At 59.9% G+C, this 26,363-nt stretch carries 28 protein-coding genes and 1 pseudogene; 23 read left to right on the top strand and 6 right to left on the bottom strand.

Annotated elements, in window-relative coordinates; all coding sequences use genetic code 11:
- The first annotated feature begins 117 nt into the window (after positions 1 to 117).
- The 11 genes and pseudogenes from apbC to AC13RM_RS19245 all read left to right on the top strand — a co-directional run.
- Positions 118 to 1,272, top strand: coding sequence for an iron-sulfur cluster carrier protein ApbC (apbC, locus tag AC13RM_RS19295; RefSeq protein ID WP_285174405.1), 1,155 nt, complete (start codon positions 118 to 120; stop codon positions 1,270 to 1,272).
- 414 nt (positions 1,273 to 1,686) lie between these two features.
- The gene (locus AC13RM_RS19290; protein ID WP_285174404.1) at positions 1,687 to 2,664 is read left to right on the top strand and encodes a magnesium transporter CorA family protein; all 978 of its coding nucleotides are present in this window, start codon (positions 1,687 to 1,689) and stop codon (positions 2,662 to 2,664) included.
- Positions 2,665 to 2,717: 53 nt separating this feature from the next.
- Entirely contained in the window at positions 2,718 to 4,583 is a 1,866-nt protein-coding gene (locus AC13RM_RS19285; RefSeq protein ID WP_440478795.1) for a potassium transporter Kup, read from the top strand.
- 139 nt (positions 4,584 to 4,722) lie between these two features.
- Positions 4,723 to 5,454 carry a hypothetical protein gene (locus AC13RM_RS19280; protein WP_440478794.1) on the top strand — a complete coding sequence of 244 codons (732 nt, stop codon included), beginning with the start codon at positions 4,723 to 4,725 and terminating at the stop codon, positions 5,452 to 5,454.
- Positions 5,455 to 5,641: 187 nt separating this feature from the next.
- Complete coding sequence (locus AC13RM_RS19275; protein WP_285174401.1) at positions 5,642 to 6,820, top strand: cell wall hydrolase; 1,179 nt, start codon at positions 5,642 to 5,644, stop codon at positions 6,818 to 6,820.
- 314 nt (positions 6,821 to 7,134) lie between these two features.
- Positions 7,135 to 7,479, top strand: a complete 345-nt coding sequence (locus AC13RM_RS19270; RefSeq protein ID WP_285174400.1) for an AtpZ/AtpI family protein — start codon at positions 7,135 to 7,137, stop codon at positions 7,477 to 7,479.
- Between the two features lie 78 nt (positions 7,480 to 7,557).
- Positions 7,558 to 8,310 (top strand): F0F1 ATP synthase subunit A, encoded by a 753-nt coding sequence (locus tag AC13RM_RS19265; protein WP_374820201.1) that lies wholly within the window; start codon positions 7,558 to 7,560, stop codon positions 8,308 to 8,310.
- A 67-nt stretch (positions 8,311 to 8,377) separates the two neighbouring features.
- The gene (locus tag AC13RM_RS19260) at positions 8,378 to 8,605 is read left to right on the top strand and encodes a F0F1 ATP synthase subunit C (RefSeq protein WP_015338972.1); all 228 of its coding nucleotides are present in this window, start codon (positions 8,378 to 8,380) and stop codon (positions 8,603 to 8,605) included.
- Positions 8,606 to 8,683: 78 nt separating this feature from the next.
- On the top strand, positions 8,684 to 9,277 hold the full coding sequence (locus tag AC13RM_RS19255) for a F0F1 ATP synthase subunit B (RefSeq protein WP_374820204.1): 594 nt from the start codon (positions 8,684 to 8,686) through the stop codon (positions 9,275 to 9,277).
- Positions 9,278 to 9,280: 3 nt separating this feature from the next.
- Entirely contained in the window at positions 9,281 to 9,772 is a 492-nt protein-coding gene (locus AC13RM_RS19250; protein WP_113233180.1) for a F0F1 ATP synthase subunit B, read from the top strand.
- 64 nt (positions 9,773 to 9,836) lie between these two features.
- Positions 9,837 to 10,658 (top strand): annotated as a pseudogene (locus tag AC13RM_RS19245) (phosphotransferase); the annotation flags it as partial.
- Positions 10,659 to 10,661: 3 nt separating this feature from the next.
- On the opposite strand, the gene rnhB reads toward AC13RM_RS19245, so the two are convergent.
- Both rnhB and AC13RM_RS19235 read right to left on the bottom strand, forming a co-directional pair.
- Complete coding sequence (gene rnhB, locus AC13RM_RS19240) at positions 10,662 to 11,321, bottom strand: ribonuclease HII (protein ID WP_113233194.1); 660 nt, start codon at positions 11,319 to 11,321, stop codon at positions 10,662 to 10,664.
- Between the two features lie 105 nt (positions 11,322 to 11,426).
- Positions 11,427 to 12,584 (bottom strand): PA0069 family radical SAM protein, encoded by a 1,158-nt coding sequence (locus AC13RM_RS19235; protein ID WP_167078192.1) that lies wholly within the window; start codon positions 12,582 to 12,584, stop codon positions 11,427 to 11,429.
- A gap of 239 nt (positions 12,585 to 12,823) precedes the next feature.
- Here AC13RM_RS19235 and AC13RM_RS19230 point away from each other — a divergent pair, with 239 nt between their 5' ends.
- Complete coding sequence (locus AC13RM_RS19230) at positions 12,824 to 13,342, top strand: glycosyltransferase family 2 protein (protein ID WP_167078212.1); 519 nt, start codon at positions 12,824 to 12,826, stop codon at positions 13,340 to 13,342.
- A gap of 176 nt (positions 13,343 to 13,518) precedes the next feature.
- Positions 13,519 to 13,827 carry a hypothetical protein gene (locus AC13RM_RS19225; protein ID WP_167078194.1) on the top strand — a complete coding sequence of 103 codons (309 nt, stop codon included), beginning with the start codon at positions 13,519 to 13,521 and terminating at the stop codon, positions 13,825 to 13,827.
- Positions 13,828 to 13,858: 31 nt separating this feature from the next.
- Here the strand turns inward: AC13RM_RS19225 and moaB are convergent, their stop codons facing one another.
- The 4 genes from moaB to AC13RM_RS19205 form a co-directional block, all read right to left on the bottom strand.
- The gene (moaB, locus tag AC13RM_RS19220) at positions 13,859 to 14,413 is read right to left on the bottom strand and encodes a molybdenum cofactor biosynthesis protein B (RefSeq protein ID WP_167078196.1); all 555 of its coding nucleotides are present in this window, start codon (positions 14,411 to 14,413) and stop codon (positions 13,859 to 13,861) included.
- Positions 14,413 to 15,327 (bottom strand): 4-(cytidine 5'-diphospho)-2-C-methyl-D-erythritol kinase, encoded by a 915-nt coding sequence (locus AC13RM_RS19215; protein WP_488555430.1) that lies wholly within the window; start codon positions 15,325 to 15,327, stop codon positions 14,413 to 14,415. The genes moaB and AC13RM_RS19215 overlap by 1 nt, the downstream gene beginning before the upstream one ends.
- Before the next feature lie 6 nt (positions 15,328 to 15,333).
- A complete protein-coding gene (locus tag AC13RM_RS19210) occupies positions 15,334 to 17,190 on the bottom strand; it encodes a tetratricopeptide repeat protein (RefSeq protein ID WP_374820207.1) in 1,857 nt (618 codons plus the stop codon).
- A gap of 124 nt (positions 17,191 to 17,314) precedes the next feature.
- Positions 17,315 to 18,331: a polyprenyl synthetase family protein gene (locus AC13RM_RS19205; protein ID WP_106996770.1), complete on the bottom strand. Its 1,017-nt coding sequence runs from the start codon at positions 18,329 to 18,331 to the stop codon at positions 17,315 to 17,317.
- Between the two features lie 108 nt (positions 18,332 to 18,439).
- Between AC13RM_RS19205 and AC13RM_RS19200 the strand changes: the two genes are divergently transcribed.
- From AC13RM_RS19200 to AC13RM_RS19155, 10 genes are all read left to right on the top strand, one after another.
- Positions 18,440 to 18,670: a putative signal transducing protein gene (locus AC13RM_RS19200; protein ID WP_069612438.1), complete on the top strand. Its 231-nt coding sequence runs from the start codon at positions 18,440 to 18,442 to the stop codon at positions 18,668 to 18,670.
- 8 nt (positions 18,671 to 18,678) lie between these two features.
- Entirely contained in the window at positions 18,679 to 19,455 is a 777-nt protein-coding gene (locus AC13RM_RS19195; protein WP_374820209.1) for a tRNA1(Val) (adenine(37)-N6)-methyltransferase, read from the top strand.
- 110 nt (positions 19,456 to 19,565) lie between these two features.
- Entirely contained in the window at positions 19,566 to 20,426 is an 861-nt protein-coding gene (locus AC13RM_RS19190; protein ID WP_374820211.1) for a S49 family peptidase, read from the top strand.
- 16 nt (positions 20,427 to 20,442) lie between these two features.
- Complete coding sequence (locus AC13RM_RS19185) at positions 20,443 to 20,634, top strand: NfeD family protein (protein WP_095434098.1); 192 nt, start codon at positions 20,443 to 20,445, stop codon at positions 20,632 to 20,634.
- 64 nt (positions 20,635 to 20,698) lie between these two features.
- Entirely contained in the window at positions 20,699 to 20,929 is a 231-nt protein-coding gene (locus AC13RM_RS19180; RefSeq protein WP_374820213.1) for an AbrB/MazE/SpoVT family DNA-binding domain-containing protein, read from the top strand.
- A complete protein-coding gene (locus tag AC13RM_RS19175; protein WP_488555447.1) occupies positions 20,929 to 21,330 on the top strand; it encodes a PIN domain-containing protein in 402 nt (133 codons plus the stop codon). Before AC13RM_RS19180 ends, AC13RM_RS19175 begins: the two co-directional genes overlap by 1 nt.
- A gap of 117 nt (positions 21,331 to 21,447) precedes the next feature.
- Complete coding sequence (locus AC13RM_RS19170; RefSeq protein ID WP_374820217.1) at positions 21,448 to 22,407, top strand: glycine--tRNA ligase subunit alpha; 960 nt, start codon at positions 21,448 to 21,450, stop codon at positions 22,405 to 22,407.
- Positions 22,408 to 22,530: 123 nt separating this feature from the next.
- Entirely contained in the window at positions 22,531 to 23,082 is a 552-nt protein-coding gene (locus tag AC13RM_RS19165) for a LemA family protein (RefSeq protein ID WP_488555429.1), read from the top strand.
- Between the two features lie 87 nt (positions 23,083 to 23,169).
- Positions 23,170 to 24,426, top strand: coding sequence for a 3-phosphoshikimate 1-carboxyvinyltransferase (locus AC13RM_RS19160; protein ID WP_440478812.1), 1,257 nt, complete (start codon positions 23,170 to 23,172; stop codon positions 24,424 to 24,426).
- An 88-nt stretch (positions 24,427 to 24,514) separates the two neighbouring features.
- Positions 24,515 to 26,363: DUF2207 domain-containing protein (locus AC13RM_RS19155; RefSeq protein ID WP_488555428.1), on the top strand; the 1,849-nt coding region annotated here is incomplete at its 3' end.

Below are 26,363 nucleotides of genomic sequence, written 5' to 3'. Positions count from 1 at the left end.
CGACGTGCCGGATTTCGTTTGGCGAAGGCCCGCCTCTCTACTATCTAAGCCAGAATGATTTCGGAAAGCGTCCGCCCCATGCGGCGCTGCCGAAAAAGATTCTGCAGTGAGGATGAAATGGCAGACGTCACCAAGGAACAGGTGCTGGAAACGTTGAGGACGGTTCGCGGCCCGGACCTGGAGCACAACATCGTTGAACTCGGCATGGTGTCGGATGTCTTCATCTCCGATGGCAAGGTCTATTTCTCCATCACCGTTCCCGCCGAGCGCGCCAAGGATCTGGAGCCGATGCGTCTTGCCGCCGAGCGGGTCGTCAAGGATATGCCCGGTGTCAAAGGTGCCTTGGTCGCGCTGACGGCTGACAAGAAGGCTGGCGCTCCGGCGCCCCGGCCCGCGGCTGCGCAAGCTGCCCCGCAAGGCCATTCGCATCCTCACCAGCACGCGCCGCAACAGCCGCCCCGCGCTGCCAAGATCGGTGTTCCGGGCGTCAAGGCCATCATCGCGGTCGCCTCGGGCAAGGGCGGCGTCGGCAAATCGACGACGGCGGTCAATCTGGCGCTGGGGCTGCTTGCCAACGGCCTGAAGGTCGGCATTCTGGATGCCGATATCTACGGCCCTTCGATGCCGCGCCTCCTGAAGATTTCCGGACGCCCGACGCAGATCGATGGGCGCATCATCAATCCCATGGAGAATTATGGCCTCAAGGTGATGTCGATGGGCTTCCTCGTCGAAGAGGAGACCGCGATGATCTGGCGCGGGCCGATGGTGCAATCGGCGTTATTGCAGATGCTGCGCGAAGTCGCCTGGGGCGAGCTCGACGTGCTCGTGGTCGACATGCCCCCCGGCACCGGCGACGTCCAGCTCACCATGGCGCAGCAGGTGCCGCTTGCCGGCGCCGTTATCGTTTCGACGCCGCAGGATCTGGCGTTGATCGATGCGCGCAAGGGCCTGAACATGTTCCGCAAGGTCGAGGTTCCCGTCCTCGGCATCGTCGAGAACATGAGCTACTTCATCGCGCCGGATACCGGTGCGCGCTACGATATTTTCGGCCATGGCGGCGCCCGCAGGGAAGCGGAACGCATCGGTGTGCCTTTCCTCGGTGAAGTGCCGCTGACCATGGGCATCCGCGAAACTTCGGATGCCGGCACGCCGGTCGTGGCGGCAGAGCCCAATGGAGTGGTTGCGAATATTTACCGCGAGATAGCAGCGAATGTCTGGAAGCAAGTGGCAGAAGCACCGCAGCGCGCGGCGCCATCGATCGTATTTGAATAATTCACAAAGACATCTGAGCTTTCCGGATAGTGACGGATTGTCTTGTCGGCATCCTGTGCTATGACTTCGCAAGTTTAGCCAAACTGCGGTGAAATCGCGCAATGAAGAGGTTGTGACTTGATTCTTTGCGAGCTTTGCTGCATATGCGCCGCCGGCGTGGAACTGGTCGAGCATTTCCGATGACCGCCCTCCGCCGCATGGTGGTTTTATTTCGTCCGAGCAGGCGGCTTCGCCAGGACGGGCGAAGGATTGGTACAGCAGCGCAATGGAACATGGACACGGATTCCTGGCCGGACCGGCGGGATACGACCGGGGTTTTATGAGCTTTTTTCATTGGCCATTGGTGGGATCGCAGCGAGTGCGCGCAATGTGCCTCGGCCTTAGCGTCGTCTCCGCTGCTGCGGGAGCGAGCAGTTGATAACTGCCTATTGCTCAGACCAGAAGCGGCTCGAGCTTCCCGATCTTTCAGCTGCCTCCCGGCTGCCGGACAATGCGGTCTGGATCGACATGGTCGACCCGTCCCGCGAGGAGGAAGCCAGCATCGAGCGTCTGCTGGGCCTTGAGGTGCCGACCCGGGAGGACATGAAGGACATCGAGCCATCGAGCCGCCTCTATGTCGAAAACGGCTCCGTCTTTCTCACGGCGTCGCTGTTGTGGAAGGCCGACACTAATCTGCCGATGCTCACCGATGTCGCCTTCATCCTGACGGGACATCGGCTGGTCACCATCCGCTATGCGCAGCCGAAGTCCTTCGCGCTCTTCATCGCGGCGCTGCAGCGCATTCCGCAGGAGCGGCGCACGGGTGTCGCGCTTCTTGCCAAGCTTCTCGAAACCATCGCCGACCGTACCGCCGAGGTCCTTGAACAGACCGTTGCGGGTATCGATATATTGTCGGTGCACGTGTTCGGCGATCGCGTAAAGAAGATCCGCCGCCCGGGCAACTATCTGGAAGAAAAGCTCAAGGACATCGCAGGCTATCACCGTACGCTCAGCAAGGTACGTGACAGCCTGAGTTCGCTGTCCCGGCTGCTGACCTTTCTTCATACCATCCCAGCCATGCAACAGGACCACGAGGCCAGGGAACTGTGTCGCAACGTCTCGCGGGATGTCCAGTCACTGTCGGAGCATGCGTCTTTCGTCGCGGGAAACATCACCTTCCTGCTGGATGCATCGCTCGGGCTGATCAATATCGAGCAGAACGCCATCATCAAGATCTTTTCGATCGCTTCCGTGGTGTTTCTGCCGCCGACGCTGGTGGCGTCCGTCTATGGCATGAATTTCGAGCATATGCCCGAACTGCATTTTGCCTACGGTTACCCGACATCGTTGTTGTTGATGGTGGTTTCCGCCATCGTTCCGTTTTTCTTTTTTCGCTGGAAAGGCTGGCTCTGAGAGTCTAGTGATCCTGAATGTCTAACGAAACCCATCATTCTCCCGACGGGAAAATGAACGCTCGTAAGCTCGCATACCTCGCGCTCGGTTCGATCGGCGTGGTTTATGGCGATATCGGTACGAGCCCGCTCTATGCCTTTCGCGAAGCATTGAAGCCGGTGGCCGCCGACGGTCTGACGCGCGGCGAAGTCATCAGCGTCGTCTCGCTGATGTTCTGGACGCTGACCATCATCGTCACGATCAAATATGTCCTTTTTCTGCTACGTGCAGACAACGACGGCGAGGGCGGCACCTTGTCGCTTCTCGCGCTGTTGATGAAGACGGCGAATGGCCATACGGCCGTCCTGATGCTGCTGGGCCTCCTGGGTGCCGCGCTCTTCCTCGGCGACGCGATGATCACCCCGGCGCTTTCGGTCCTTTCCGCGGTCGAAGGTCTGAAGCTCGTCACGCCGCAACTGTCGGATTATATCGTGCCCATATCGGTCGCGATCCTGGCGCTGCTGTTTGCGATCCAGTCGCATGGCACCGGTGCGGTCGCCCGCTTCTTCGGCCCGATCACGGCGCTTTGGTTCATCGTCATGGGCCTTGCCGGCATCATGCACATTTCCGATGACTACAGCATTCTGGCAGCGCTCAATCCCTGGTATGCGGTGAGCTTCCTCATGCGCGAAGGCTTTCTTGGCGTTGTGGTTCTCGGCGCGGTATTCCTGACCGTGACGGGCGCGGAAGCGCTCTATGCCGACCTTGGCCATTTCGGCCGCCGTCCGATCCAGTGGGCCTGGTTCGTGCTGGTGTTTCCGTCCCTCACGCTCAACTATTTTGGCCAGGGAGCGCTGGTTCTGCGCGATCCCATGGCCATGTCCGACCCGTTCTTCCTGATGTATCCGCATTGGGCGATCCTGCCGGTGGTCATTCTTGCCACGATGGCGACGATCATTGCCAGCCAGGCCGTCATTACCGGTGCTTTCTCGCTCACGCGTCAGGCGATTCACCTCGGCTTCCTGCCGCGCATGGAAATCCTCTTTACCTCCGAGACCAATACCGGGCAGATCTTCCTGCCGTCGGTCAATACGGTCCTGTTCTTCGGCGTCATCTTCCTCGTATTGGCCTTCAAGACCTCGGACGCGCTGGCAACGGCCTATGGTATTTCGGTGACCGGCGCGATGGTCGTCACCTCGATTATGGCGTTTGAATTCGTCCGGGTCCGCTGGAACTGGACGCTGCCGATGGCGGTTGCCGTGCTCACGCCGCTCTTGCTGCTGGAATTCGTCTTCCTCGGCGCTAACCTTCTGAAGATCCACGACGGCGGCTATGTTCCGGTCATGATCGCGACGGCCTTCACCGTGATCATGTGGACCTGGCGTCGCGGCACCTCGATCCTGATGGAAAAGACGCGGCACACCGATATCCCGCTGTCCTCCTTCGTCAGCTCCATCGAGCGTAAAAGCGATCATTCGCCCGCGCATGTGCCCGGTACGGCAATCTTCCTGACCAGCGATCCGGAATCCGCGCCCGCCGCGCTGCTGCACAATCTGAAGCATAATCACGTCCTGCACGACAAGAACGTCATCCTGACGATCCGCACCATCAACAAGCCGCGCGTCGCCCAGGAGGATCGTTATACGGTCGAGAAGGTCTCGGATCGTTTCTCGCGTGTCGAACTGCGCTTCGGCTTCATGGAATCGCAGAATGTCTCGCAGGCACTCGCGACCCTGCGCAAGACGGGCCTGAAGTTCGACATCATGTCGACCTCCTTCTATCTCGGCCGGCGCAAGCTGGTGCCGGATGCGAAATCCGGCATGCCGCACTGGCAGGACCGGCTCTATATCGCGCTCGCCAACGCCGCGACCGACCCATCGGATTACTTCCGCCTGCCGGCCAATCGCGTGGTGGAGCTCGGATCGCACGTCATCATTTGACACGGATATTCTTGCTGGTTGTTCAAGGCCCGGTGGATATCCGCCGGGCCTCTTCATTTTTCTATTGCGCAAGCGGGGTGCTGGCCTATTCAATTTAAAGGCGAAAGCGATGCAATGCTCTCGGGGGAAGCGAACGCAGATGCTCAGACAGACTTTATCCATCGCCCGGAATAATCCGGCATTTTACGTGATATTCGTGTTGTGTTCGGTTGGCGCTTCGATTTTCGATGAGTATTCCGGGAAATCCGCGACGGCAGGCGTGACTTTCTTCTTGTCGAGCATGTTGGCGATGAATGTACAGAGCTCTGTTCTACGCAATCTGAATTTCACCGCGGCGGCTAAGGCCGGAAAGCTTCCAATCGGTGGATATATGTTGAGGAGCCTCGCGCTGACGCTGCTTGCATTCCTGGTAATGTTGCCTGCTCTTGTTTTTCTTTTGAGCTCGGATGGTGCCGGCAAGACTTACTTCGGATTATGGGCAATGCTGGCATTTTTGGCAGTGTTCACCATTATCTTTTCACTTGCTGGCACGTGGTTGCCAGCGAAGCTCCATGGCACCAACACGAGTATAGGAGGGGCTTTGCGGAGAGGCCTGGCGCGTTTTCCGTCGACGGCATCTCTGGTATTCCTGGGGCTGGCCGTCCCGCTCGTCGCTGCGGTTATCGTCTTGGTTCTTACGACTAACGTTGGGAGCGCGGATCTTATCGCGAATGGTCGCTTGAATATCCCTGCTGTCGCGATCTCTTTGGGGTCCAACTTGCTGCAGGCCATTGGTTGGACTTATGTCTCAGTCGTTCTCGTGCGCCGATACATGGAGGCCGAACATATCGAGCCTCCGCCTGGAACAGAGTTGCTCACGGCTCTTACGTAATGGGCTGTTCAGGCAGAGAGAATAGCGGCTTTGCGCGACAATCCTGACGCCTTATGTATCGGGTACGATGACATCTGTTTGCGTGCCGTCACATTCGTAACCATAGAATTGCCTGAATTAACCATCCATCAAGGTTAATGGGAGATTATTCCGGCTCCTAGTTTCGAGTGCCGTTTGGAGTCCGGTATTGTCTCGCTCGCGTTATGTCAGCCGCAAGTCGCGGTTCGTGCCACAAAATTGGACCTCTCCAGCCGTCTTCGGGCTTTGCGCCTGGCTTATTTTTCCGTCGACAGCAGCCTATGGCGATCTTGCCGGCCTGCTTGCCGGGATCGATAGGGAAGGAGCCAACTGGCGCATGGTGATGACCGACTCGCCAGCCGGTTCCACCCATCAGGCCGAACTGGCCTTCGGTGACGTCAAGGCCTCTGCCGCCATTGGAGACGGCGGTCTGGTGTTGCCGGACGGACGCCGTGTCGCGTTCCAGTCCGAAGTCAAGGGCAGCGATCCCCGGCCCGACGAGGATCGCATCAACCGGCAGGACAAGAAGGGCAGAGTGGTGGCCATCACGCCGATGCAGCCGCCGAAGGATTTTTCCGCAGGCTCTGTGCTGCAGCGCCAGAGCATGCTGCTTCGGCCGGAATCCGCGACCGGTGAGCGTACCGCCTTCCTGAAGCCGCAGCTCGGCGGCAAGGAAATCCAGATCGCCACCGCCTTCTATAAGAAAGAGCCGCCGAAGCTGGACGAGAGCGTACCGGCCTATATCGCCAATCTGGTCACCAATCAGAATGCCGATGTTCTTGCGGCGGCCTATGCCTCGCCGGCGCCGGACTATGCCCGTGTCTCGCCCTTCGATTCCATTCTCGCCAAGGATCAGGACGGCGAGGGCCGCTTCGTGCCGCAGATCGGCCCGAAGGATCATGCCTGGGCAGCCAATGTCCTGCCGCCCTCGGTCTTCTCGCCGGATGAGCAGCAATGCCTTGCGACCGGCATCTATTTCGAGGCGAGGGGCGAGTCCGTGAAAGGACAGGCGGCCGTTGCCCAGGTCATCCTCAACCGTGTCCGCAACCCCGCTTATCCGAAGACCATTTGCGGCGTCGTCTATCAGAACGAGGATTGGACCAACGCTTGCCAGTTTTCCTTCGCCTGTGACAACGTCAAGGAGCGTGTCAATTCTCCCGAACACTGGCGCATTGCCCGCCAGGTCGCCATGGCGGTGACCGCCGGCAAGATCTGGCTGCCGGAAGTCGGTTCCGCCACCCATTATCATGCTGTCTATGTCCGCCCGAAATGGGCCGCTGAAATGGTGAAGGTCGGCCGCATAGGCATGCACATCTTCTACAGGACTTATGGCGGCGGCTGGAGCTGAGGCGGCCGGTTCCGGCAGATTGACACGGCGGCGAGGGCAGCTTCCCCTGGCAAAAAAGCCACAGGGAAGCGCGGGCTGAAGAGGATTCTTCCGCTCTGTTTTCGGTCAATATGGCTCTTTCGCTCTAAGCTCATGATTTAATTGGGCTAATTTATGGCTGGACAGATGACGCCTACGCCTTGACTATGCTTTTTCCTAAAACTATGTTGCGCGCGACTTCAAAACGGGCCGAAAGGTGGCGAAACCTGCTGTTCGTTTACGCGTTTGACCGGGGTACAGGGATTGCGCGCAACGAAAATGGGGAGGATGCCACTATGACGGATGACCGCGACGAGGGTCTGGAACAGCGGCGGGCGCAGCTGGAAGCCGAATTGGCGACCAAGCGTGCTGCGGTGAGAGAGGATGAACGCGGGGAGGTTCGCGCCGAGGAAAGCCGTAAGGGCTATGCTCAGGCGATGAAGCTTTCCAGCGAGTTCATAGCCGCAATCATCGTTGGCGCCGTTCTGGGCTATATCTTCGACCGTTTTGTCGGTACGGCGCCGTGGGGCATGATTATCTTGCTGCTTCTCGGATTTTGTGCCGGCGTTTTGAATGTGCTGCGCTCTGCGGGCAAGGTGGCCACACCGGTGCCGGGCGAGGGTGGACCTAATAAGAAATGAGCGGAAGCAACGCTGCGGCGCTGTTTCCAGATGAGAAGCATCCGCTCGGTGGAGCGGAAAAATGAAAGAGAACAAGCGGTGGCAAACGATCCTACCCATCAGTTCCTGATCTTCAAGATTATCCCGATCGATATCGGCGGAATTGATTTTTCGTTCACCAACGCATCGCTGTTCATGGTTGCTTCCGCAGCGCTTTCCGCAGGCTTCCTTTATTTCGCCAGCGCGCCGCGCGGTGTCATCCCGACGCGCTCGCAGTCGGTGGCGGAAATGGCCTATGAGTTCATCGCCTCGATGTTGAAAGAAGGGGCGGGGACGAAGGGAATGAAGTTCTTCCCGCTGGTCTTCTCTCTCTTCATGTTCGTGCTGACGGCGAACCTGCTCGGTCTTGTTCCTTATTTCTACACCGTCACCAGCCAGATCATCGTGACGCTTGCGCTTGCGCTCCTCGTCATCTTTACCGTTATTTTCTACGGCTTGATCAAGCATGGTTTCGGCTTCTTCAAGATCTTCGTTCCTGAGGGTGTTCCGGGTGTTCTTCTGCCGCTGGTGGTGGCGATCGAGATCATCTCCTTCCTATCCCGTCCGGTTTCGCTCTCCGTTCGTCTTTTCGCCAACATGCTGGCCGGTCATATCACGCTTAAGGTGTTCGCAGGCTTCGTCGCCTCGCTCGGAGCACTTGGCGCGCTTGGTATCGGCGGAGCTGTTCTTCCTCTTATCATGACCGTCGCCCTCACCGGTCTCGAGTTCCTTGTCGCCTTCCTTCAGGCTTACGTCTTTGCGGTGCTGACTTGCATGTACCTCAACGACGCAATCCATCCGGGTGGCCACTAAGGATAAAGACATTGGCGTCTAACGGGCGTCAGTCATTCACCGCACAACCATTTCAAAGGAGTTCAACATGGACGCGGAAGCAGCAAAGTTCATCGGCGCAGGTTTGGCTTGCTTTGGTATGGCCGGCACGGCTCTCGGCCTCGGCAATATCTTCGGCAGCTACCTGTCCGGCGCACTGCGCAACCCGTCGGCTGCTGACAGCCAGTTCGGCCGTCTGGTATTCGGCTTCGCCGTTACGGAAGCTCTGGGCATCTTCTCGCTGCTCGTCGCTCTCCTCCTGCTTTTCGCCGTCTGATATCAGCGGCGTCATAGATCACGGTTCGCGGGCAGCGAGCCGTGATTCTTTGTATTTGCAGACCACCTGGAGGTGAGCATGTTTGTGACCCCGGCATATGCTGAAGAAGCACCGCCGGCCGCCGGAGCGGTGCACACGGAAACGGGTGCGCCGAATGAAGGCCATCACGGCGGCGTATTCCCGCCGTTTGACCATACGACGTATCCGTCACAGCTGTTTTGGCTGGTGATCACCTTCGTCATCTTCTACGTGGCCATGCAGAAGATCGTTATTCCGCGCGTCGGCACCATTCTGGAAAGCCGGCATGACCGGATCGCCCAGGATATCGAAGAGGCCTCGCGTCTGAAGGCCGAGGCCGACGCCGCCGTCGCGACCTATGAAAGCGAATTGGCCGCTGCGCGCGCCAAGGCGAATTCCATCGCCGCCACTGCCCGCGATGCCGCCAAGGCCAAAGCCGAAGAGGATCGCAAGGCGATCGAGGCAAGCCTGGCTGAGAAGCTCAAGGCCGCAGAAGGCCGCATTGCCGAAATCAAGGCGAAAGCCTTCGGTGATGTCGGTGCAATTGCCGAAGAGACGGCCGGTGCTGTCGTCGAGCAGCTGGTTGGCAATGTCGCCGGCAAGGCCGATGTCGCCTCTGCGGTTGCGGCTGCTGCCGCCAAGCAGGAGGGGTGATCCATGGAATTCGCTTTCGACAACACCTTCTTCGCGTTTGTCAGCCTTCTCATCTTCCTCGGCCTGATCGTTTACCTCAAGGTTCCGGGCATGATGGCAAAGTCGCTGGACGACCGCGCCGATCAGATCCGCAACGAGCTGGCCGAAGCCAAGCGTCTGCGCGAAGAGGCCCAGCATCTGCTGGCCGAATATCAGCGCAAGCGCAAGGAAGCCGAGGCTGAAGCGGCACATATCGTTGCCGCAGCCGAGCGCGAAGCGGAAATGCTGACGACCGAGGCTCGCAAGAAGACCGAGGAGTTCGTCGCCAACCGCACCGCTTTGTCCGAGCAGAAGATCAAGCAGGCCGAAGCCGATGCGATGAAGGCGGTCCGCTCCGCCGCCGTCGACCTTGCGATCGCTGCTGCTGAATCGGTTCTGGCAAAGAAGGCCGATGGCAACGTCCAGTCAGGCCTCTTCAGCGACGCCGTCAAGGAAGTGAAGACGCGGCTGAACTAAGGCGCAGGACTATCGAAACTCGAAAGAGCCCTGCTTCGGTAGGGCTTTTTTTGTTTCATGCCCAGCCATGATTGATCATTACCGCAACGGGAGGCAAGATCAGTGCATGAGGGGAGAGTGGATGCAGGCAACGACGGGTAGCGAACCGTTTCGTCAAGGCGATCTCATCGTGAGGCCGGTTGCGGCATGGACACCGGGCGTGCACGCCTTGCTGGTTGCGTTACATCGGCATGGTTTCGATGCAGCTCCGATTTCGGCTGGATACGACGAGGCCTGGGAGCGGGTAACCTATCTGCCCGGAGATACCGGCGATCTCGATGGCCACGCCGCTATGCGCGGCGAAAAGGCGCTGCGTTCGGCTGCATCGCTGCTGCATCGCTATCATGATTGTTCTAGTTTGTTCGCAAAGGACCTTGAAGCCGATTATACGTGGCAATTGCCGACCCGCTCGCCTTGCGAGGTCATCTGCCATGGAGATTTCGCCCCCTACAATGTCGTGCTGAATGATGGCGAAGTGACCGGCATCATCGATTTCGAGGCTGCGCATCCCGGTCAGCGAATATGGGATCTGGCCTATGCCGTCTATCGCTGGGCGCCGCTGTCCTCCAGCATCGCTCTCGAGGAAATGGACACACTTGCCGCCCAAGTCGATCGTGCCCGTATCTTTGCCGACGCCTATGGCTTGTCCATTGCCGAGCGTCCCTCATTGCCTGGAATCATCGTCGAGCGGCTTGAGGCGCTATTGGCTTTCATGGAACGGGAAGCTGCCCGCGGCATCGAGAGATATCGCCGGAATCTCCAGGAAGGACATGATCGTATCTACAGGGAAGACATCGCCTATGTCAGAAAATACTCGATTGAAATCGTCGCCGGACTGACGGGCTGAGTTTCAAACGGCCTCTTTGCGCAACGGGCGGAAGCTCATGCGGTGCAGCGGGCAGGGACCATGTTCCTCGATGCCAGCACGATGCTGAGGAGTGCCATAGCCGGCATGGGCTGCAAAGCCATAGGCCGGAAAGACAATACCTGCGCGGGCCATCATTCGGTCGCGGGTAACCTTGGCGACGATCGAGGCGGCAGCGATGGAGAAGGAGCGCGCATCTCCCTTGACGACGGCTTTTCCGGGGCAGGCGAGTCCAACTGGCACATCGAGCCCATCGGTCAGTACATAGCTTGCCGGCACGGCAAGTCCGCGAATGGCGCGCCGCATCGCATCGAGGCTTGCCTTGCGGATATCGGTCGTGTCGATACGGCCCGCACTTGATGAGGCGATAGAGACCGTGGCTGTTGCGAGAATCTCCACGAACAGCTCTTCGCGTCTGGCCGCGGTCAGCTGTTTGGAATCGTTGAGCCCATCCGGGATACGTTCTGGATCGAGAATGACGGCGGCGGCTACGACCGGCCCGGCAAGCGGGCCTCGGCCAGCCTCATCGGCCCCGGCGACAGGCCAATGGCCGGCCCGGCGCGCAATCAGCTCCAGCTCGAAAGTGGGAACGAGTGGGACGTCCTCGAAGAGCATTGGAGAATCGGGTGATGTGCTGCGTGTCATGCGGCGAAGCTCGCACACCACCCGATCTCCTGCAAGCCCCCGGTGGATCATGGCGGCGAACCGGGGGGCTTTTCCAGCGGGGTCAGGGAAAACCCGCAAGGAATATCAGAGCAGCGACAGCTGCACGCCGCTGCCATCGGGCGGCACGAACAGGTCGTCGCGCAAAGCGATATTGCGGCGCGTGAGCTCAAGCCGGCGCGTCGCCATTTCGAAGCGGCGGCTGATCTGCCAGGCATAAGGCCCGGCACCCTTCATGCGCTTGCCGAACTCCGCATCGTAATCCTTGCCGCCGCGCATCGAGCGGATCAGTGACATGACGTGGCGATACCGATCCGGATAATGCTGCAGCAGCCAATCGCGGAACAGCGGGCTCACTTCCAGCGGCAGCCGTAGGATGACATAGCTCGCCTCCTGCGCGCCGGCCGTTTTGCCTGCATCGAGGATACGCTCGATTTCATGATCGTTGAGCGCGGGGATAATCGGCGCCACCATGATCGCGGTGCGGATGCCTGCCTCGTTCAAAGCCTGGATCGCTTCCAGCCGCCGTGGCGGTGTCGCTGCCCGCGGTTCCATGGTGCGTGCGAGCTTCCGGTCGAGCGTCGTCACCGATACTCCCACCCGCACCAGATTCTTGGCTGCCATCTCCTTCAGAATATCGATATCGCGCATGACCAACGCCGATTTGGTGACGATGGCAACCGGGTGGTTTGCCCGGTTCAGCACCTCAAGGATCTGGCGCATGATCCGCCATTCCTTCTCGATCGGCTGATAGGGATCGGTATTCGTGCCTATGGCGATAACACGCGGCTTGTAACCGGGCTTTGCCAATTCGCGCTCCAGAAGCTTGGCTGCATCCGGCTTGGCAAACAGCTTCGATTCGAAATCCAGCCCCGCCGAAAGCCCCATATAGGCATGCGTCGGCCGCGCGAAGCAGTAGATGCAGCCATGCTCGCAGCCGCGATAGGGATTGATGGAACGATCGAAAGAAATATCGGGCGATTCGTTGCGGGTAATGGCTGTGCGCGGCTTCTCCACCTGCACTTCGGTTTTGAAGGGTGGCAACTCTTCCCAGCTTTGCCAGCCGTCGTCGAAGGCTTCGCGCTGCTGCGGCTCGAACCGGCCGCTCGGGTTCAATCCGGCGCCGCGTCCGCGTCGACGCTCGACGTCGACCCTAAGACCGGAATCGGCGATCAAAGCGTTGGCAACATCTGCCGTATTGGCAGGCGCGAAAGCGGCCTGCCCTGCAAGGGACTGCTCGTTCATCGGTAGCTCCAGGGCGGCTCATGCCATCGCATGTCGCGTCTAAGATGATTAAATTCCTATCCGACAAATGAGAACATTGCAAGAACAAAAATCCGCGACCGTCATTTTCCATCTCATTCACGGAGGCATTCGGCGGGGCCGGCTGTGAGAATTTCGGCCGCTTATGATGCTTTTCTTAAACGCTCGAGCCTGAGGGTTAGGTGCTGGCAATAAATTATGCGGCGCTCTATAAATGGGCAATGTTGACGGTCATCATCGAATGCCAGGATCACGAACCCGAGCTGGCGCAGACATTGGCGGCATTGGTGGCAGGCGCGGTCGAGGGGCTGGTCAGCGACGTGGTCGTGCTCGATCACGGTTCCAGGGACGGCACATCGAAAGTGGCCGATGCTGCCGGCTGCCGCTTTTATTCGCAATGGGATATCAAGGATATATTGCGGTCGGCCCGTGGCGAATGGTTGCTGCTGGTCGAGCCGGGCGCGCGACCGCAAGCGGGCTGGATCGACGAGGTCGCCGAATATGTCTCGCTGAACAAGATGCCGGCGCGCTTTACAGCATCGCGCGGTTATCGTCGCCCGTTTCTGAAGCGAATCGGCCGTCGTATGGCGCCGCTGGAACTGGGTTTGCTGCTTTCCAAGCACCAGGCGATCGCCGTCGCCAGGTCGGGCATGGGGCTGGCGGAGTTCGCCAAGGGACAGAAGGGCCGACGGCTTTCAAGCGAGCTCATTCCGTCCTGGGTAGCACGCGCGGCGCGATAGGCCCCAGCGTTCAGCAGATTCCATTTGTAAACGCGCGAATAGCTGCGATAATTTGCGTGTGGCGGCACCTTACGCGTGTCGCGTCAGGCGGCCGACCATGAAGATGCCGATATCAGGCGGAACTGGTCAGCGGAACTCTCCTTTTCCGCCGGGATTTCGGCGAAAGGAGGTGCGTTATGAAACGCACAATGCTCACCCGCCTCATGGCAACGGCCCTCGTGGCAACATCGATCCTCTATCCTCGCGTCGCCGCCTCCCAGGTAACGCTCGCCTGCGCTCAGCACGTCGATATCGTCGCGTTTCTTGGCGACCATCTTTCGGAAAAGCTTTCGGCCGTCGGCAAGCTCGATCAGAGCACGATTGTCGAGATCTACGCCGCCGAGAGCGGCAACTGGACACTGCTGATGAGTGATGTATCCGGCCGGAGCTGCATCATACTCAGTGGCGATTCCTGGGAATCAATTCCTGTCCTTCCGAAGGCATGACCAACGCCCAATATCGCGGCGAGCAGAAGACCTATCTCGAGCCGGCGCCGCGCTTCAGATGCTCGTCGAGACGCGGCATGATCTCCACGAAATTGCAGGGCATGTGGCGATAGTCGAGCTGCGCCTTCAAGATGCCGTCCCAGGCATCCTTGCAGGCGCCGGGAGAGCCCGGCAGCACGAAGATGAAGGTGGCATTGGCGACGCCGCCGGTCGCTCGCGACTGGATCGTCGCCGTGCCGATCTTGTCGTAGGAAATGCGATGAAAGACTTCTGAAAACCCATCCATTCGCTTCTCGAACAATGGCTCCAGCGCCTCCGGCGTGACGTCGCGGCCGGTAAAGCCCGTGCCGCCGGTGGTGATCACGACGTCGACCGCATCGTCCTTCGTCCAGGCTTCCACCTGCGCGCGGATGCGCTCCTTGTCGTCTGGCACGATGGCGCGGGCAGCAAGCCTGTGGCCCGACTCTGCAATGCGAGCAACCAGCGTATCGCCGGATTTATCGTCGGCGAGCGTGCGCGTATCGGAAACGGTCAATACGGCGATGCCGACGGGAATGAAGGATCTTTCGTTGCCTGACGCTGCCATCATGCCTCTCCCGCGATCGTTTCGGTTACCTGGAAATACCAGCCCGGCCGCTGCCTGTGAAGCGAAGCGGCGGCGGCCGTCGCCTGTTCGATATCGTTGAAAATGCCGAAGCACGTCGCACCGGAGCCGGACATGCGTGTCAGGATTGGGGATTCGCTTTCGATCAAGCCGGAAAGCACACCAATCTCGCAGCAGATCGAGCGCGCCTGCGGTTCGAGATCATTGCGCAGGATCTTGATCGTGTCGATCCATTCGCCGTGTCCCTGTGGCATCTGCGATGGAAACAAGAGCGGCGGGTTGTCCTTGCGGGTGAGCTGCCGGAACACATCCGATGTCGAGACGCCGACAAGCGGATTGCCGAGAACCATGGCAAAGGCGGGAAATCCTGGCAACAGGTCGATTGCCTCGCCGATGCCGCGCGCGACCAGCGGCTGGCTGGCAAGGCACATCGGCACATCGGCGCCAAGCTTCAAGGCGATGGTCTTGACTGTCGCCTCCGGCAGGGTAACGCGCCATAGCCGCATCAGCCCGCGCAAGGTCGCCGCCGCATCCGCCGAGCCGCCGCCAATGCCGGATGCGATCGGCAGGTTCTTTTCCAGATGAATATGGGCAGGGGGCGCATCGAAGCCGGCCGATTTGGCTGCCTGCCGCAAGAGATCGCGCGCCTTGAGAACGACATTGTCGCCGGCCTCGGCATCGGCGGAAAGCAACGGGCCGAACCGTCCGGAAAGGCTGAAATCGTCATCCTCGCTTGCGCGAAAGAAAAGACGATCGCCGTGGCGGGCAAAGCTGACGAGCATGTCGAGCAAATGATAGCCATCGGCTCGGCGGCCCGTGACATGCAGTGCAAGATTGATCTTTGCGGGCGCCTCTTCCGTGAGGTCGAAAGCGCCCGCAGCCAAGATCGTGCTCATGGAATCTTAGGACTTCTTGTCGATCGGCGCCGGAGCGTTCGTGTCGGGCGAGGGCGCTGGTGCTGGATCGGGCAGCTTGCTCTTGTCGACGGTCTTCGGATCGTTGTCGAGCGGCGGCAAGCCCTTCTCGACCTTCTCCTTGATCTTCGGAATATCGGCCTCTTCCGGCTTCGAAGCGAGCGCCCGATTCCATTGGTAGACGGCTTCGAGCTTGCGATTGACGCGCCAATAGGCGTCGCCGAGGTGGTCATTGATCGTCGGATCGCCGGCCTTGAGCTGCGCTGCCCGCTCCAGTTCGCTCACGGCATCGTCGAAGCGATTGAGGCGGAAATAGGCCCAGCCAAGGGAATCGACGATATAGCCGTCGTCCGGCCTGAGATCGACGGCCTTCTTGATCATGTCCAGACCCTGGTCGAGGTTCATGTTCATGTCGACCCAGGAATAGCCGAGATAGTTCAGAACCTGCGGTTGATCCGGATTGAGCTCAAGGGCCTTCTTGAAGTTCGGCTCTGCATCCGCCCACTTCTTCAGCCGCTCATAGGCAATGCCGCGCTGGAAGAACACGGCCCAATCGCTGCGCTTCGGCACGGGGCCGATGATCTGCACAGCCTTGTCGTAATTGTCGGCCATGGCCTGGAAGTCCTTGGCATCCGAAAGGACGCTGCCATAGGCGAGATAGCTGCGGACATCGTTGGGATCGGAATCAATCAATGCTTTCAGATGCTTGCGTGCATCGTCGACTTTACCCGCCTGGGCGAGTGCGAGGCCGAGCTGCAGCTCGGAGATGCGGGCCATCGGCGAATTATCGGGTACCTTCTTGTAGAAGCCGATCGCGCGATCGGTCTGCTCCTGCTTTTCGGCCAGCCCGCCGAGCAGGACTAGCGTATCGGCGGCCTTCGGATCGAGGGAGTTGGCGATCTGCAGGTAAAGCGAGACGACATCCTCGGCACCATCACGGTTCAGTGCGGCACCGATGGTGAAGAGAACGGCGGCCGCACCCTCGCTGGCATTGGTGACCTGCTGGTCCGGCGTATCGCCCTTGCTGATGCTGTCGCGCAACGCATTCAGTGGCGCATAATTGCTGACAAGATTGTCGCCGACCGAAATCGCATCCAAGGCTTTCTGCTTGTCGCCGGCCTTGGCTTCGAGGCGCGCGAGCGCCATGACGGCGCGCATGAAGGTGTCAGGTGCAGTCGCGCCGCCGGTCTTGTCGAGGATGGCATCGTTGAGATGCGAGCGTGCCGACTTCAGGTCGCCCATCGTCAGCGCAATGGCGCCGGCATGATAGTTCTTGAAGATGTTGAACCAATCCGGGCCCTTCATCTTGTCGATCATCGAGATCGCTTCCTTGCCCCGGCCGGATCCGGCGCGCGCCCAGGCGGCGAGCAGGTTGGTCATCATCCGGTCGAGATCGTTCGGACCGTTATATTTGAGGATTTCCTGCGCGGTGCGGTATTCGTGACGGCGGATGGCGTCCATGCCGCGCACGATGGTAGTCACGCGTTCGACGGAAGGATCGCTCTTCAGCTCATTGGCGTATTTGACGCCTTCTTCCAGATTACCGTTCAGCAGCAGCGAGATCATCAGTCGCTGGCGGATCTCCGGATTGCTCGGGTCGATCATCAGCGCCTTTTTATAGAGTGCGATGGCAGTATCGTAGTCGTGATCGACATCGGCGGTACGGGCGGCCAGGAAAGCGCCTGCGAAGGTATCGACGCTATCCGGATCGAAAGAAGTGACCGGAGCACTGGCCTCCGGCGCTGCCGGCTTATCCTCTGCGCGCGCGCCAGTCAGGGCGGACACCGAAAGGATTGCCGCCAAGGCTACGCCCGAAAGGAAACGGATGGCAAGTCTCTGCCGCATTAGAAAGCCTTTCATCAAGGGAATGGCCGGCGAAGTCGCCGGCGGCACAACGCATTCGTGTCAACTGATTCACAACAGGATGGCTTTTTTGAAGCGGCCCTGCAACAAATTCAGGCCGCCACCATCAATTAACGCGCTCGATGCAGAAATCGATCACTTCGAGAAGTGCCGATTTCCAAGGCGTTTCCGGCAGGGGTGCCAGAGCGTCGCGGGCAATCGTGCCGTAGTGCACGGCACGGGCAATTGTGTCGGCCAGCGCGCCGTATTTCGTGATCAGGCCAAGCGCCTTTTCCAGATTCTCGTCGCTGTTGTTGCCGGTTTCGATGGCCTCGCGCCAGAAGGCGCGCTCCTTCTCCGTGCCGCGGCGATAGGCGAGGATCACCGGAAGCGTGATCTTGCCCTCGCGGAAATCGTCGCCGACATTCTTGCCGAGATCGGCGGCTTTGCCGCCGTAATCGAGCGCGTCATCGACGAGCTGGAAGGCGAGGCCGAGATTTGTGCCGTAGGACTTCAGCGCATTGCGCTCGGCCTTGCCGGCATTGGCAACGATCGGGCCGACTTCGGCTGCGGCGGCAAACAATGCCGCGGTCTTGGCGCGGATGACCGAGAGATAATCGTCCTCCGTCGTTTCCATATTCTTGGAAACGGAAAGTTGCAGCACCTCGCCTTCGGCGATGACGCAGGCGGCCGACGACAAGACGTCAAGCGCTTCGAGCGACCCGACCTCCACCATCATGCGGAAGGCCTGGCCGAGCAGGAAGTCGCCGACCAGCACGCTTGCCTGATTGCCCCAGATCATCCGGGCTGTGGACTTGCCGCGGCGCAGATCGCTTTCGTCGACCACGTCGTCATGCAGCAGGGTGGCCGTATGCAGGAATTCGACCGATGTCGCGAGCTTGATGTGATTGTCGCCCTGATAGCCGTAAAGAGCGGCAGACGCGATGGTCAGCATCGGCCGCAAACGCTTGCCGCCGGAGGAGATCAGATGCTCCGCAACCTCGGGGATCATCTGCACATCGGAGCCGGCCTTGGACAGGATAAGCTGATTGACGCGTTCCATGTCCGCCTTGGTCAGGTCCACCAATGGCTTGATGGATGCCAGTTTATTCTTGCTTTCTTCCAGCGGTATCACGACGCCCAACGATCCGGACTCCTGTTCATTTCCTGCAAAGCACAATAAGAAGGGGCGAAAGAGGCGGCAAGAGGCGAATTGTCTCGTCGCGTAAATTTGACAGGAATTCTAAGGCTTATGCACGAGCTGATCCGCACCAACGACCCGGTCCTCCTCTCATTTGCGGAGAGTCTGATGAAGGATGCAGGAATCCATTGCCTGGTGGCGGATCAGGCGATGAGCGTTCTGGAAGGTTCGCTCGGCATGCTGCCTCGACGCTTTCTGGTGGAGGAAGAGCGTGCCGATCTGGCCCGCCGCATCCTCATCGATGCCGGTCTCGGTGACGAGTTGCGCCCGGTGCGGACCTGAGATCAGCCATGACCGGCAAGCCCTCCGAAACCATCGATGCCTTCCATCGCGGCGCCTTCCATGTCGTGCAGCCGAAGGGCAGGGGGCACCGCTCCGGCATGGATGCCATGCTGCTGGCGGCGCTTGTGACAGATGAGCGTACGATCCGGGTGGCGGATCTCGGTGCGGGCGCCGGAGCAGCCGGAATGGCCGTGGCCTCGAGACTCGATCGGGCGGAGGTCGTGCTGTTCGAGCGCTCATCCGATATGGCCGAATTCGCGCGCAAGAGCCTCCAGCTGCCGGAAAATGCCCGTTTTGCCGGCCGCGTCTCGGTCATCGAAGCCGATGTCACGCTGACCGGTAAAGACCGCAATGAAGCGGGCCTTGTCGACGACAGCTTCCACCACGTCATCATGAACCCGCCCTTCAACGATGCCAGCGACCGGCTGACGCCTGACGCGCTGAAGGCCGAAGCGCATGCCATGACCGAGGGGCTGTTCGAACGGTGGATCCGCACGGCAGGCGCGATCATGATCCCGGGAGGCCAGCTCTCGCTGATCGCGCGGCCGGAATCGATTGGCGGGATCATCGCCGCCTGTGGCCGCCGCTTTGGCGGCATTGAAATCACGCCGATCCATCCCCGCGAGGGCGAGAGTGCGGTGCGCATTCTGGTGACGGCGATCAAGGGTTCGAGGGCGAGGCTGGCACTGCGCGCGCCTCTGATCATGCACGGCGAAGGGACGCATAAATTCACCGATTTCGTCGATGATATGAACAATGGCCGCGCTTCGTATCCGCGCCGATAGCCATCCGGTTGCCCTCAGTATCAGGGCATCAAATACGATCCGCAATATTGCGTTTGTCGTTTCCATGCATACATCACGAGGCAGCAAACATCATGAAACAGGGATGACGAATGGTTGGGTTCTTGAGACGCATGCTTCCGAAGCGCTTCCGCAAGGAGGAGGTGATCGTCCCTGTCGTCCGCCTGAGCGGCGTCATCTCTTCCGGTGGAGGGCCGCTGCGCCAATCGCTGAATCTGGCAGGCTCATCCCAGGCTCTTGAAAAAGCCTTCGGCATGAAGACGGCGCCGGCTGTCGCTATTATCGTCAATTCGCCGGGCGGTTCTCCGGTGCAATCGCGCATGATCTACAATCGCATTCGCGATCTTGCCGCCGAGAAAAACAAGAAGGTGCTGGTCTTCGTCGAGGATGTCGCAGCCTCAGGCGGCTATATGATCGCGCTGGCGGGTGACGAGATCATTGCCGATGCCACCTCCATCGTCGGTTCGATCGGCGTCGTCTCCGGTGGGTTCGGTTTTCCGGAGTTGTTGAAGAAGATCGGCGTCGAACGTCGCGTCTATACTGCCGGCGACAACAAGGTGATCCTCGATCCCTTCAAGCCGGAGAAGGAAAAGGACATCGAATATCTGAAGAGCCTGCAGCTGGAGATCCACAAGGTCTTCATCGACATGGTGCTCGAGCGTCGCACAGGAAAACTCTCGGCCGACGAAACGGTGTTCTCCGGCCTGTTCTGGACCGGCAGCCGCGGGCTGGAGCTCGGCCTGATCGATGGCCTCGGCGATATGCGCCAGGAATTGCGGAAGCGCTTCGGTGACAAGGTCAAGCCGACGCTGATCACCACGCCGCGCAGCCTCTTCGGCCGCAAGGCTCCGGGCATTTCATTGGGAGGCATCGATAACCTCGGCGCGGGGCTCGCATCCGGACTTGCAGAAGCAGCAGAGGAAAGGGCATTGTGGAGCCGGTACGGATTGTAAGCGGGAGCGCTGGGTAATGCCCCAGATCATCTTCTTTGTCGTCGCCGTCGGCGGCCTTTGGCTGCTCTATCGGCGTTTCGTGCGCGATGCCCAGCGGCTCGCCGAAAAATCCCGCCGCGCCGAAACGGAACGCCGTACCGGCGCGATGGGAACGCTGGTCAAGGACCCGAAGACCGGCGAATATCATGTGAAGCGCGAGGATGAGTAAGTCAAATTGCTTCGTTCGTGAGTTTTTGATATACTTTGCCTAATGTATATCATTGGAGTGTTTTATGCAGATCGCAAAATGGGGGAATAGTTTAGCCATCCGCATTCCTTCTGCGGTTGTGGATGCGCTCGATCTCAAGGAGGGTGACGATATCGTTGTGCGTGTCGGCACGGGAAACGCCTTCGAGATCGAACGCGACGACAGGCGACAGAAAGCCCTGGAAAAGATCAGATCGTTCAAGCTCAAACTCCCTAAGGATTGGAAGTTTGACCGCGAAGACGCCAATTCTCGTTGATGCGCCCTGTTTTGGATTTTCTCGACACGAATGTTCTCCTCTATGCTCTTTCGGAGGACGAGCGGGCCGAAAAGGCACAAGCGCTGTTGACCCAGCCCTTCGTTATCAGCGCTCAGGCGCTGAATGAGTTTGGCAATGTGGGGCGTAAGAAACTCAATATGTCGTGGGCTGATATTCGCGAAGCGGTTGATGCTGTCGTCGCTTTGTCGGCGACCATTGTTCCGGTAAGCGAGAAGATCACGTTGGCAGGGCTCGATCTTGCCCAGCGCTATCAGCTTTCTTTCTACGATGCGACTATGATGGCCGCAGCGATCGGGGCTGGCTGCGAGCGGTTTTATTCGGAAGATCTGCACGCCGGCCTGATAGTCGAGAAGCAGTTGACCATCGTCAATCCATTCTGACCCCTGGGATCAAGTGCGGGCAATGTCCTTGCACTCCGCAGAGTAAAAACTTGACCCGTTCGCCACGCCGTGGCACCTGTCCGCCAAACAATTCGCTAGCGGAAGAAATCAGTTCCCATGACTGCCAACGTGCCCGACCATATGAATCCGAAGCGCTCCTTTCAGGCGCTGATCCTGACGCTGCACAATTACTGGGCCGACAAGGGTTGCGCGGTTCTGCAGCCCTACGACATGGAAGTCGGCGCCGGCACGTTCCATCCTGCCACCACGCTGCGCTCGCTGGGGCCGAAGCCGTGGCGGGCCGCCTATGTCCAGCCGTCCCGCCGCCCCTCCGATGGTCGCTACGGTGAGAACCCCAACCGTCTGCAGCATTATTATCAGTACCAAGTCATCCTGAAGCCCAATCCGCCTAATCTGCAGGAGCTCTATCTCGGCTCGTTGAAGGCGATCGGGCTCGATCCGCTTCTGCATGATATCCGCTTCGTCGAAGACGACTGGGAAAGCCCGACGCTCGGCGCATGGGGCCTCGGCTGGGAATGCTGGTGCGACGGCATGGAAGTCTCGCAGTTCACCTATTTCCAGCAGGTCTGCGGCATCGAATGCGCTCCCGTCGCCGGTGAGCTGACCTACGGCCTGGAGCGTCTTGCGACCTATGTCCAGGGCGTCGACAGCGTCTATGACCTGAATTTCAACGGCCTCGAGGGCGAAGACAAGATCACGTACGGTGACGTCTTCCTACAGGCCGAACAGGAATATTCCCGGCATAATTTCGAATATGCCAATACCGAGATGCTGCACCGCCATTTCATCGATGCCGAGAAGGAATGCCAGGCATTGCTGGCTGCCGGCGCGCCCGGCGATAGCGATAATCAACGCCTGCACAAATGCGTTTTCCCGGCCTATGACCAGTGCATCAAGGCGAGCCACGTCTTCAATCTGCTCGACGCCCGCGGCGTCATCTCCGTGACAGAACGTCAGAGCTACATCCTGCGTGTGCGCACGCTTGCCAAGGCTTGCGGCGAGGCTTTTCTGCTGACCGATGCCGGCGGCATCAATTGGAACCAGCAGGCCGCCTGAGGCAAACTTCCTCAGGGATTGGGCATCGCGACCTCTTGGCTCTGCGCCGCTGTTAAAGCCGGGTGACATTGGCGTGAAATCTGCCTAGTGTCCCTTGGGTTGCAGTCGCCACGGGGGATTCAGATGCTTATTCTTCTCGCGATCATAGTGCTGGCCGCGCTCTATGTCGTCTTCGCCTATAATGGCTTCGTCCGCGCACGTCAGGCGGCTGAAGAGGCCTGGTCAGGCATCGACGTGCAGTTGAAGCGCCGCGCCGATCTCATTCCCAATCTGATCGAGACGGTCAAAGGCTATGCCGGCCATGAGCGCCAAACCTTGGAAGAGGTTGTCGAACTGCGCAATAAGGCGCAGGCCGTGCCGTCTGGAGATGTCGCCGCCCGAGGCCAGGCAGAGGACTTGTTGTCGCAGGCACTCGGCCGCGTGATCGCTCTCGCCGAAGCCTATCCCGATCTCAAGGCCAATACCAATTTCCTCGAATTGCAGCGCTCGCTGGAAGGCGTCGAGGGTGAAATCCAGATGTCCCGCCGCTATTATAATGGTGCTGCACGCGATCTGAACGTCAAGGTCGAGACCTTCCCGAACAATCTCATCGCCGGCCCCTTCGGCTTTACCAAGAAGGCCTATTTCGAGATATCAAACGAAGCGGACCGTGCCGTTCCAACGGTAAAGTTCTGAGATTTCCGCTATCGGTTTTTCATGTGAGGCGGTAAAGGATGCCGACCGCCGGCCATCGGCCGGCTTCCTGACTGACCAAAGAGAATGATGATGGGTAGAGCCAAACTCACGATTATCCCGCCGGGCAAGCCCTTGACCGGACGCGCCATGCCGCCGGGATCGAAGTCGATCACCAACCGCGCGCTGCTGCTGGCGGGCCTTGCCAAGGGCACGAGCCGGCTGACCGGCGCGCTGAAGAGCGACGATACCCGCTATATGGCCGAAGCGCTGCGCGCCATGGACGTGATCATCGACGAGCCCGACGACACGACTTTCATCGTGACCGGCAGCGGCAAGCTCAAGGCACCGGCTGCTCCGCTTTTCCTCGGCAATGCCGGCACGGCGACACGCTTCCTGACGGCAGCTGCAGCACTGGTCGACGGCAAAGTCATCGTCGATGGCGATGCCCATATGCGCAAGCGGCCGATCGGCCCGCTCGTCGACGCATTGCGCTCGCTCGGCATCGATGCTTCCACGGAAACCGGTTGCCCGCCTGTCACCATCAACGGCACCGGCCGCTTCGAGGCCAGCCGCGTGCAGATCGATGGCGGCCTGTCCAGCCAGTATGTTTCGGCCCTGTTGATGATGGCTGCCGGCGGTGACCGCGCTGTCGATGTCGAACTGCTCGGCGAGCATATCGGTGCTCTCGGCTATATCGATCTTACGGTCGCGGCCATGCGCGCTTTCGGCGCCAAGGTGGAGCGTGTGAGCCCGGTCGCCTGGCGCGTCGAGCCCACCGGCTATCATGCCGCCGACTTCGTGATCGAGCCGGATGCCTCCGCCGCGACCTATCTCTGGGCGGCCGAAGTGCTTGGTGGCGGCAAGATCGATCTCGGCACGCCGGCAGAGCAATTCTCGCAGCCGGATGCGAAGGCCTATGACCTGATCTCGAAGTTTCCGCATCTGCCCGCCGTCATCGACGGCTCGCAGATGCAGGACGCCATCCCGACGCTTGCCGTTCTCGCCGCCTTCAATGAAACGCCGGTGCGCTTCGTCGGCATCGAGAACCTGCGCGTCAAGGAATGCGACCGCATCCGCGCCTTGTCGAGCGGCCTGTCCCGCATCGTGCCGAACCTCGGGACTGAAGAGGGCGATGATCTCATCGTCGCATCCGATCCGAGCCTCGCCGGCAAGGTGCTGCCAGCAGAAATCGACAGCTTTGCCGATCACCGCATCGCCATGAGCTTTGCGCTCGCCGGTCTGAAGATCGGCGGCATCAGCATTCTCGACCCCGATTGCGTCGCCAAGACCTTCCCGTCCTACTGGAACGTGCTGGCGTCTCTTGGTGTCGCTTACGAAGACTGACGCTCCGCCATCTCAAGGGCTGAGCGCAGGCATGTTCCTGACGTGAGCGGCGCCGGCAACGGCGTCGCGGCCATCCTTTGGGGGAGCGATGACACGGCTTTGCGGGTTCTTCCTGGCTTTGTGCCTGCTGCTTTGTGCAACGGCGGTGACGGCAGCCGAACTCATCACCAACTTCGATCAGGCGATCGCGCTGCATCGTGACGGCTCCATGCGAGTCGTCGAGACGATCTCGGTCAATGCCGAGGGCCAAAACATCCGCCGCGGGATATTCCGGGATTTCCCGCTGACGATGACCGACGCCAACGGTCGCGAGATCGAAGTGGATTTCAAGGTCGTCTCCGTCGAGCGTGACGGCCAGCCGGAAGATTGGCGCACCGAACGCATCAGCGGCGGCGAGCGCATCTATATCGGCAAGGCCGATCGTATCCTGAACCCAGGCCCGCATACATTTCGCCTGACCTATGACACTAACAGGCAGATGCGCTATTTCGGCGATCATGACGAGCTTTATTGGAACGTGACGGGCAATGGCTGGCTGTTCCCGATCCTCAATGCAAAGGCAACCGTCACCCTGCCAGATGGCGTGCAGCCGCAGCAGCTTGCCTTCTTTACGGGGCCGCTCGGCGCTACCGGCAAGAATGCAAGTGCGAGCCAACAGGACAATATCGTTACCTTCGCAACGACCAGGCCGCTCGCAGCGGCTGAAGGCCTGACGATCGCCATCAAGCTGGCCAAAGGAGCGATCACACCGCCGAGCGACAGCCAGCAATGGGGCTGGTTCCTTCGGGATCACCTCGACACGATCATTGCCATCGGTGGGCTGATCCTGCTGTTTGCCTATTACATGCGAAGCTGGATCGCGGTCGGCCGCGATCCGCCTGCGGGTGTCATGGTCCCGCGCTGGGATCCGCCTGAAGGCATTTCGCCGGCGCTGGTCAACTATATCGACAACAAGGGCTTCGCCAGTTCCAGCTGGACGGCATTCTCCGCAGCCGCGATCGACCTTGCCGTGCGCGGCTACGTCATTCTCGACGATCTGAAGGAAAAGGTCGTTATCCGCCCGACAGGCAAGTCCGGCAACGATCTCAGCGGCGGCGACAAGGTGCTCATTCAGGCCGTCGGACCATTCGCGCCGCTCGTCATCGACAAGGAGAATGGCGAAGCAGTACAGCGTCTGGGTGCGAAATTTCGCAGCGCGATCGAGCGCGATCATCGCGGCGAATATTATAAGGCCAATTCGCTCTATGTCGTGATCGGTATTGCTCTCTCGGTTTTGATCCTGGCATCCATCATCATCTTTGGGCGGTTGCATGAAAATGCGGTGCCGCTGATCGTGATGCCCGGTGTCCTGTCGATCTTTGTTACGATCTTTACCAACATCATCGGCCGCAGATTCCGGCGCCCTGGCGCCGGGCTGGGCCAGCGAATTCTTTCCGTTCTGATCTGCGCCTTCTTCGGCTTCGTCCTGGTATCCGTCGTCGTCAACGGCTTTGCCGCCGCGGTCGTGCCGCTGTGGGAAGCGGGCCTGCTGCCGCTGGTCGCCGGCATCGTCGGCATTTTCGCGCTCAACGTCGTCTTCTTTTTCATCATGGGCGCCCCGACGCCGCTCGGACGGAAGATGATGGATGGCATCGCCGGTCTCAGGCAATATCTGACGCTCGCCGAACGCGACCGGATGAACATGCAGGGCGCGCCGCAAATGTCGCCACAGCACTTCGAAAAGCTGCTACCCTATGCGGTCGCTCTCGGGGTGGAGAAGCCCTGGTCGAGCGCCTTCGAGACCTGGCTCGCCACCGCTGCAGGTGCTGCCGCGGCAGCTTACGCGCCGATCTGGTATTCCGGTGATTTCCGCCCTGGCAATATCGGCGGCACCATCGGCGATTTCTCCTCTTCCATGGCGTCGACCATCGCCTCGACGATTCCCGCCCCGGCATCGA

This window comes from Martinezella sp. CNPSo 3732, assembly GCF_057784515.1.
This window is presented reverse-complemented; position numbering and strand designations above follow the sequence as displayed.

Bases quoted from the DNA above. Each gene is read 5' to 3' on its own strand.
- AC13RM_RS19175 (WP_488555447.1), top strand. From the start codon at position 20,929: ATGCGCCCTGTTTTGGATTTTCTCGACACGAATGTTCTCCTCTATGCT.
- AC13RM_RS19235 (WP_167078192.1), bottom strand. From the start codon at position 12,584: ATGAACGAGCAGTCCCTTGCAGGGCAGGCCGCTTTCGCGCCTGCCAAT.
- AC13RM_RS19250 (WP_113233180.1), top strand. From the start codon at position 9,281: ATGGAATTCGCTTTCGACAACACCTTCTTCGCGTTTGTCAGCCTTCTC.
- AC13RM_RS19285 (WP_440478795.1), top strand. From the start codon at position 2,718: ATGAACGCTCGTAAGCTCGCATACCTCGCGCTCGGTTCGATCGGCGTG.
- AC13RM_RS19160 (WP_440478812.1), top strand. From the start codon at position 23,170: ATGATGGGTAGAGCCAAACTCACGATTATCCCGCCGGGCAAGCCCTTG.
- AC13RM_RS19200 (WP_069612438.1), top strand. From the start codon at position 18,440: ATGCACGAGCTGATCCGCACCAACGACCCGGTCCTCCTCTCATTTGCG.
- AC13RM_RS19230 (WP_167078212.1), top strand. From the start codon at position 12,824: ATGTTGACGGTCATCATCGAATGCCAGGATCACGAACCCGAGCTGGCG.
- AC13RM_RS19190 (WP_374820211.1), top strand. From the start codon at position 19,566: ATGGTTGGGTTCTTGAGACGCATGCTTCCGAAGCGCTTCCGCAAGGAG.
- AC13RM_RS19270 (WP_285174400.1), top strand. From the start codon at position 7,135: ATGACGGATGACCGCGACGAGGGTCTGGAACAGCGGCGGGCGCAGCTG.
- AC13RM_RS19165 (WP_488555429.1), top strand. From the start codon at position 22,531: ATGCTTATTCTTCTCGCGATCATAGTGCTGGCCGCGCTCTATGTCGTC.
- AC13RM_RS19260 (WP_015338972.1), top strand. From the start codon at position 8,378: ATGGACGCGGAAGCAGCAAAGTTCATCGGCGCAGGTTTGGCTTGCTTT.
- moaB (WP_167078196.1), bottom strand. From the start codon at position 14,413: ATGGCAGCGTCAGGCAACGAAAGATCCTTCATTCCCGTCGGCATCGCC.
- AC13RM_RS19195 (WP_374820209.1), top strand. From the start codon at position 18,679: ATGACCGGCAAGCCCTCCGAAACCATCGATGCCTTCCATCGCGGCGCC.
- AC13RM_RS19170 (WP_374820217.1), top strand. From the start codon at position 21,448: ATGACTGCCAACGTGCCCGACCATATGAATCCGAAGCGCTCCTTTCAG.
- AC13RM_RS19255 (WP_374820204.1), top strand. From the start codon at position 8,684: ATGTTTGTGACCCCGGCATATGCTGAAGAAGCACCGCCGGCCGCCGGA.
- rnhB (WP_113233194.1), bottom strand. From the start codon at position 11,321: ATGACACGCAGCACATCACCCGATTCTCCAATGCTCTTCGAGGACGTC.
- AC13RM_RS19280 (WP_440478794.1), top strand. From the start codon at position 4,723: ATGCTCAGACAGACTTTATCCATCGCCCGGAATAATCCGGCATTTTAC.
- AC13RM_RS19215 (WP_488555430.1), bottom strand. From the start codon at position 15,327: ATGAGCACGATCTTGGCTGCGGGCGCTTTCGACCTCACGGAAGAGGCG.
- AC13RM_RS19180 (WP_374820213.1), top strand. From the start codon at position 20,699: ATGCAGATCGCAAAATGGGGGAATAGTTTAGCCATCCGCATTCCTTCT.
- AC13RM_RS19210 (WP_374820207.1), bottom strand. From the start codon at position 17,190: ATGCGGCAGAGACTTGCCATCCGTTTCCTTTCGGGCGTAGCCTTGGCG.
- AC13RM_RS19185 (WP_095434098.1), top strand. From the start codon at position 20,443: ATGCCCCAGATCATCTTCTTTGTCGTCGCCGTCGGCGGCCTTTGGCTG.
- apbC (WP_285174405.1), top strand. From the start codon at position 118: ATGGCAGACGTCACCAAGGAACAGGTGCTGGAAACGTTGAGGACGGTT.
- AC13RM_RS19225 (WP_167078194.1), top strand. From the start codon at position 13,519: ATGAAACGCACAATGCTCACCCGCCTCATGGCAACGGCCCTCGTGGCA.